The following is a 6,569-nucleotide window of genomic DNA, read 5'->3' as shown; positions in this document are numbered from 1 at the left end:
CGACCGGGCCGGGTCGCGGGGGCGGCTCGTGCAGCGCCGCGTACCCGAGGGCCGGGCCGGTGAGCAGCGCGAGCGCCGTCGTGGCGGTGACCGCCAGACGGTTGCGGTGGCGCTGCCGTACGGTCCGCCGGACGGCGGCGGGCCCGGGTGCCACAACCTCGGCCAGCAGCGTACGGCGGTAGCGGTCGAACTCCTCGGCGAGCAGCCTCGCCTCCCGTTCAGACATCCCGCACCTCCTCGACGGTCTCGCGCAGGTGCGCCGCCAGCGCCGTCCGGCCCCGGTGCAGCCAGGACTTCACCGTTCCCTCGGCGACCTGCTCCTGGCTGGCGATCTCGGCGACCGACAGGTCGGCCAGGTAGTGCAGCACGACCGCCCGGCGTTGCCGGGCCGGCAACCGACTCAGCGCGGCGTCCACCGCCACCCGGTCCGGGTTCGGTCCGGCGACGTGTGTCTCCCGTTGCCGCAGCAGCCACGCCTGGGCGGTGCGCAGCCGTCGCCAGCGGCTGTGGCCGAGGTTCCAGGCGACCCTGCGGACCCAGGCCAGCGGATCCTCGTAGCCGGCGATTCGATCCCAGTTCTGGTACGCCCGGCAGAACGCCTCCTGGACCAGGTCCTGGGCCTGCCCCAGATCCCCGGTGTAGGCGGTCAGCTGGACGACCAGGCCGCGGAAGTGAGCGTGGTAGAGGGCATCGAAGGCCAGTTCGGGTGGCTCGGGGCCGGGTTGCGGCGGCGGCTCGCCGGCCCGCCTGTCTCTTGTCACAGTCACTCGTCCTCCCCGTGGTGCCGGCGGTGCCTACCCACCGGCACGGGTCAGACGGTCGGCCCGGGACTCAGGTTGCGGCCAGCGGGCGTCGATGGCTGTCGGGTCCGGGACAGCGGAACAGGCACCGCCGGTCGACATGCCGGGGCCGAGCAGCGTCCCGGGTAGGTGTGCCGCTGGTCAGCCGCCGCCGGCACACGCCCCGGGTGACGCCCGCCGGCTGTGGTTGACTGTGCGCTGGGAAGACGGGAAGGGGGCGGGTCGTGCAGCTGCCGGGAGTGCTCGGCGAACCGATCCGGTTCGTGCTCAACTGGGGCCGTCGCTACTCGCTCTGGGTCTTCAACTTCGGCCTGGCCTGCTGCGCCATCGAGTTCATCGCCACCAGCATGGGCCGGCACGACTTCATCCGGTTGGGCGTGATCCCGTTCGCGCACGGCCCCCGGCAGGCCGACCTGATGGTGGTCTCCGGCACGGTGACCGACAAGATGGCCCCGGCGATCAAGCGGCTCTACGACCAGATGCCCGAGCCGAAGTACGTCATCTCCTTCGGCTCCTGTGCCAACTGCGGCGGCCCGTACTGGGACTCGTACTCGGTGACCAAGGGGGTCGACCAGCTCATCCCGGTCGACGTGTACGTGCCGGGCTGCCCGCCGCGCCCGGAAGCGCTGCTGCACGGCATCCTCCGCCTCCAGGAGAAGATCGCCGCCGAGCGGTCCGGCCTCGGCGGGGTGCCCCGTCCCGACCCGCTCGCAGCGCCGGCCGACGCGGTGCCCGGCGACGGCACCCCGCCGCGCCCGGTGGAGTCGCTGACCGCCCCGCCGGTCCGCCCACCCGCCCCCTGACCGCTGGCCGCCCGGCTGACCCAGGTCACCCCGGGCGGCACGGCCACGGTCGACGCCAACCTGGTCACCGGTGGAACGGTGGCCGACCGGGTCACCGACGGGACCGCCGTCGTCGACGGCGGCTACGTCTGGACGTACAGCGCGCGTACCGGCGACATCGCCAGCCCGTCGTTCGTCAACATCGGCCGGGACGGCACCTTCCGGCTGGGCGGGCACCGCACCCAGGAGGTCCACGTCGAGTACGCGAACCGGGAACGCGGCTGCTGGTACGGCACCGGCGGGCGCAACGCGGTCAAGGTCGCCGTCACGACCGGCGGAACCAGCACCATCGCGGCGGACATGACCCGCACCTGTGCCCGGCCACCGATCGGCGCCGCACGGTACCGGCCGCCCACCAGCACGGTCGGCGCGACGCTTCGCTGACCTCGTCCGTCCGTCCGGCGGGTGGGCCGGTCCGGCGGGTGTGGTCCCGTCGTACCGGCCCACCCGGTCGGCGCGGTCCAGCCGGTCGCCTGAGCGTTCCACTGGCGGGCGGGCGCTAGCCTGCCGGCCATGACCCACGCTGCGGACCGGCGTTCCGCCTTCATCATCGACGTGTTGACCGGGGAGTTCGGCGCGTCGATGGCGCTCGACCCGGCGGCCTTCCGCCGCAAGTTCCGCAAGATGGCTGCCACCCCGTTCGCTTTCTACCGGGGCAGCGCGTCGCTCTTCTACGCCGACCAGGTCGGCGACTTCGCCGACGACCGTTTCCTGGACGAGCGCACCGGCCGGGTGTGGATTCACGGGGACCTGCACGCGGAGAACTTCGGCACGTACATGAACGCCTCCGGGCAGCTGGTGTTCAACGTCAACGACTTCGACGAGGCGTACGTCGGGCCGTTCACCTGGGACCTGAAGCGCTTCGCGGCCAGCGTGGCCCTGCTCTGCTACGCCAAGGCCCTCTCCGATCGGGTGATCAGCGACCTGGTCGACGGGTTCGCCCGGGCGTACCTGACCGAGCTACGGGCCCTCGCCGCCGGCGGCGACGACGCGATCGGCTCGATCACCCTGGACAACGCCGACGGGGTGCTACGCGGGGTGCTCCAGCAGGCCCGGCTCAACACCCGGGTCGACCTGCTCGCCACGCAGACCACCATCGACAACTACGAGCGGCGGTTCTCCCTCGGCGACGGCGTGTACCCGGTCGACCCGGCGACCCGGGCGAAGGTCTGCGCCGCCTTCGCGGACTACCTCGGCACGCTCCCCGAGTCCACCGCCCGGCTCCGCCCGGTTGCCGCCCACGTCAAGGACGTGGTGCTGCGCAAGGGCGTGGGGATCGGCTCGGCCGGGCTGCCCTCGTACAACCTGTTGCTGGAGGGACACACCCAGGCGTTGGAGAACGACGTCGTCATCTACATGAAGCAGGCGCAGGTGCCGGCGGTGGCCCGGCACATCGACGACGAGCGGGTTCGCGGCTACTTCCGGCACCAGGGGCACCGGACGGCCGAGTCGCAGCGGGCGTTGCAGGCGCACGCCGACCCGTGGCTGGGCTTCACCGAGTTGGAGGGGGCGGGCCAGCTCGTCGCCGAGGTCTCCCCGTACGCCGCCGACCTGGACTGGGCGGACGTCAACGAGCCGGAGGAACTGGCCGGGGTGCTCACCGACCTGGGCCGGGCGGTGGCCCGGATGCACTCGGTCGCCGACGACGAGTCCAGCCACGACCTGGTCGACTACTCGACCGAGGAGTCGATCGTCGCGGCGGTGGGGGACGACGTCGACGGCTTCGTGGCGCACCTGGTCGACTTCGCCCACGCGTACGGGGCGCGGGCGCGCAAGGACCACCAACTCTTCGTCGACCTGTTCCGCAACGGCCGCCTGCCGGGGAGCTGAGCGGTGTCGCCGGATCAGGCGGTGAAGTCCAGCACCACCTTGATGTCGTCCCCGGTGGGGCTGTAGGCCTGCGCGTATTCCCGCACTGGCACCCGGCGGGTGATCAGTGAGTTGAGCCAGGACTGGTCGGCCCGGGCGAGGGCGGTGGCGGCCTGTTCCCAGTGCCGGCGGTTGGCGTTGACCGAGCCGAAGACGACGTTGTTCTCCAGCACCAGGGCCCGGTTGAGCGCGCCCGCGTCGAAGTCGAGGGTCCGGCCGCCGCTGGACACTCCGGTCAGGCAGACGATTCCGGCGGGCCCGACCTTGCACATCGAGTCCAGCACCACCGCCGGCGCTCCGGTGCACTCCACCACCAGGTCCGGTTCGAGGTCCAGCTCCTGCACGGTCCCGGTGTGGTAGGTCGCGCCGAGGGCCCGGACCAGGTCCGGCTTCGGGCCGGTGATGGGGCGGTCCAGCACGTGCACGGACAGCTCCCGCTGGGTGGCCAGCAGGGCCGCCAGCAGGCCGATCGGCCCGGCGCCGGTGACCAACGCCGTGTGCGGCTTCCACTCGGCGCGGCTGCCGATCCGGTCGATGTGGTCCCACGCCTTCGCCACCACGCTGGCCGGCTCCAGCAGCATCCCGACCGGGGCGAGGACCGGGTCCAGCCCGACGGCGAACTTCGGCTGCACCCGCCAGCGGTCCCGGGCGAAGCCGGGCAGGCCCTTGATGCCGTGCTCGGTGTACCGCCCGTTGCGGCACATGTCCCACTCGTCGACGGCGCAGTTGGGGCAGGGCACCGGGTCCGGGTGACGGACGATGCCGACCACCAGGTCGCCGGGGTGCAACGTGCCGCTCGGATCCTCCAGCACCCGGCCCAGCGACTCGTGCCCGAGCACCAGCCGCTGCTGGCCGGGCGGGGCCTGACCGTAGTGGCCCCCGATGATCTCGTGGTCGGTGCCGCAGACACCCACCGCGAGAGCCTCGACCACGATCGCACCCTCCTCGGCGGCGGGTTCCGGCCAGTCGTCGGTCAGCCACAGTGAGTCAGGCACCCCCGGAGTCACAGTCACAGCGCGCACGGTCCTCATCTTTCCCCGCCCGGCGGCGCCACGCCGGGCAAAGCGGCAGAAGCCCCGCCGGGGCGGCGGGCAGCCGGCGGGAGTGATCTCCGCGCCGGGCGGCCCGACCCGGCGACCGTCCCTCGGCCATAGGATCAGCGGTATGACTCCGGAAGAGGTCGGCCGGCGGGTGGTCGCGCTGCTCGCGCCGGTCGAGGCCACCGCGTCGGTCTCGGGGGGCCAGGGGTACGCCCGGGCCACCGTCGACGTGCCGCCGTCGAGCTGGGCCGACGCGCTGCGGGCGGCCCGCGACGATGCCGAGCTGGCCTGCGACTTCTTCGACTGGCTCTCCGCGGTGGACGAGCTGGCCGCCGGGTTCGACGTGGTGGCCCACCTGTGGTCCACCCGGCACCGGCACGGGGTGCTGCTGCGTACCCGGGTGCCCCGCGAGTCGCCGGCCGTGGCCTCGGTGGTGGGGCTGTACCCCGGCGCGGGCTGGCACGAGCGGGAGACCCACGAGATGTTCGGCATCGACTTCACCGGCCATCCCGGGCTGGCCCCGCTGCTGCTGCCACCCGAGTTCGAGGGGCATCCGTTGCGCAAGGAGTTCGTGCTCGCCTCCCGGGTGGCCAAGCCGTGGCCGGGGGCCAAGGAGCCGGGCGAGTCCGAGGCCGGCGGTGGACGCCGCGCGGTGCGCCCGCCGGGCGTGCCGGCACCGGGGGAGTGGGGCACCGTTGCCACCCCGGCGGGCGCGGGAGGCGTGGGCGAGGGGCCGCGTGGCGGCACTCCGGCCCGTCCGGCCCGGGAGCGGGCCGCTCGGCCGGCTCCGGGCGCCCCTGCGGGGCGTACCCCTCGGGTCGGCGCCGGGCCGGCGGCCGGGAGCGGTGGCTCCGCGCGGGCCGACCGGCCCGCCGCGGGTGGCGCGGACGGCGGTGCCCCTGCGGACGGCGACGAAGGGGGTACGGCCTGATGCCGACCTGGTTGGAGCTGGTGATCCGGGTCGGCGGCGTGCTGGTGGCCTTCCTCACCCTGCCGCTGGTCGTCGGTCAGGCCGAGCACAAGGTGATGGCGCACATGCAGGGCCGGCTCGGCCCGATGTACGCCGGTGGCTTCCACGGCTGGGCACAACTGATCGCCGACGGCATCAAGTTCGTGCAGAAGGAGGACGTCACGCCGCGCGAGGCGGACGGGCCGGTGTTCCGGCTCGCCCCGGTGGTGGCGCTGGTGCCCTACCTGCTGGTGCTGCTGGTCATCCCGCTCGGCCCGGACGACCTGGTCGGGCAGCCGCTGGACATCGGCCTCTTCTTCGTCCTCGCCGTGGTCGGGGTGGGGGTGGTGGCGGTGCTGATGTCGGCCTGGGCCTCGGCCAACAAGTACAGCCTCCTCGGCGGGCTGCGCGGGGCGGCCCAGCTGCTCGGCTACGAGCTGCCGCTGGTGCTGGCCGCCGCCTCGGTGGCGATGGCGGCCGGGACGCTCAGCCTCGGCGGCATCGTCGAGGCGTGGCGACCGTGGTGGCTGCTCTGGCAGGCCCCGGCGATGATCGTGTTCTTCGTCGCCGGGTTGGCCGAGATCCGCCGGCCCCCGTTCGACATGCCGATCGCCGACTCGGAGCTGGTTTTCGGCTACCTGACCGAGTACACCGGGCTGCGGTTCGCGTTCTTCCTGCTGGCCGAGTACGTCGGCATCGTGGTGATCGCCGCGTTGACCACCGTGCTGTTCCTGGGCGGCTGGCAGGGCCCGTTCGCCGACGCGCAGCTCGGCTGGCTGTGGACGCTGCTGAAGGTCTTCGCCGTCTCCTTCGTGATCATCTGGCTGCGGGTGGCGTACCCGCGGCTGCGCGAGGACCAGCTCCAGCGCCTGTGCTGGCTGGTCCTGGTCCCCGTTGCCCTGGCCCAGCTCGTTCTGACGGCCGCCGTCCGCCTCGCCAGTTGATCCGCTCGCCCGGCTTGATCCACTCCGGCTGCGCCGTATCGAGGCATCGGCCGACAGGAACACTCCGACATGGCGCAATCGGGATGGATCACGGGTGGGTCAGCGCAGTGGGGTGTGGGCGGGGT

Annotated in this window: 7 protein-coding genes and 1 pseudogene; 5 read left to right on the top strand and 3 right to left on the bottom strand. The window is 73.1% G+C overall.

Translation table 11 applies throughout. The features are described 5' to 3' along the window. Positions 1-226: pseudogene (locus E1166_RS28570) on the bottom strand (hypothetical protein); the annotation flags it as partial. Continuing rightward, positions 219-761 (bottom strand): SigE family RNA polymerase sigma factor, encoded by a 543-nt coding sequence (locus E1166_RS28565; protein ID WP_243710571.1) that lies wholly within the window; start codon positions 759-761, stop codon positions 219-221. The gene E1166_RS28565 and the pseudogene E1166_RS28570, both read right to left, overlap by 8 nt. 263 nt (positions 762-1,024) lie before the next feature. Here E1166_RS28565 and E1166_RS28560 point away from each other — a divergent pair, with 263 nt between their 5' ends. The 3 genes from E1166_RS28560 (at position 1,025) to E1166_RS28550 (ending at position 3,472) form a co-directional block, all read left to right on the top strand. Beyond that, the gene (locus tag E1166_RS28560) at positions 1,025-1,603 is read left to right on the top strand and encodes an NADH-quinone oxidoreductase subunit B (protein WP_132342978.1); all 579 of its coding nucleotides are present in this window, start codon (positions 1,025-1,027) and stop codon (positions 1,601-1,603) included. Between the two features lie 78 nt (positions 1,604-1,681). Next, positions 1,682-2,026, top strand: coding sequence for a hypothetical protein (locus E1166_RS28555; protein WP_132342977.1), 345 nt, complete (start codon positions 1,682-1,684; stop codon positions 2,024-2,026). A gap of 129 nt (positions 2,027-2,155) precedes the next feature. Further along, a complete protein-coding gene (locus E1166_RS28550; RefSeq protein ID WP_132267513.1) occupies positions 2,156-3,472 on the top strand; it encodes a DUF2252 domain-containing protein in 1,317 nt (438 codons plus the stop codon). Positions 3,473-3,486: 14 nt separating this feature from the next. On the opposite strand, the gene E1166_RS28545 is transcribed toward E1166_RS28550, so the two are convergent. Then, positions 3,487-4,533 (bottom strand): glucose 1-dehydrogenase, encoded by a 1,047-nt coding sequence (locus E1166_RS28545; protein ID WP_207914602.1) that lies wholly within the window; start codon positions 4,531-4,533, stop codon positions 3,487-3,489. A gap of 142 nt (positions 4,534-4,675) precedes the next feature. Here E1166_RS28545 and E1166_RS28540 point away from each other — a divergent pair, with 142 nt between their 5' ends. Together E1166_RS28540 and nuoH are read left to right on the top strand one after the other, a co-directional pair. Next, positions 4,676-5,482, top strand: coding sequence for an NADH-quinone oxidoreductase subunit C (locus E1166_RS28540; protein WP_132342975.1), 807 nt, complete (start codon positions 4,676-4,678; stop codon positions 5,480-5,482). After that, positions 5,482-6,444, top strand: a complete 963-nt coding sequence (nuoH, locus tag E1166_RS28535; protein WP_132342974.1) for an NADH-quinone oxidoreductase subunit NuoH — start codon at positions 5,482-5,484, stop codon at positions 6,442-6,444. The genes E1166_RS28540 and nuoH overlap by 1 nt, the downstream gene beginning before the upstream one ends. Positions 6,445-6,569 lie beyond the last annotated feature (125 nt).

This window comes from Micromonospora sp. KC213, assembly GCF_004348325.1.
GTDB lineage: Bacteria > Actinomycetota > Actinomycetes > Mycobacteriales > Micromonosporaceae > Micromonospora.
Note: the sequence above shows the minus strand (reverse complement) of the source record. Positions and strands in the feature narration are given on the sequence as shown.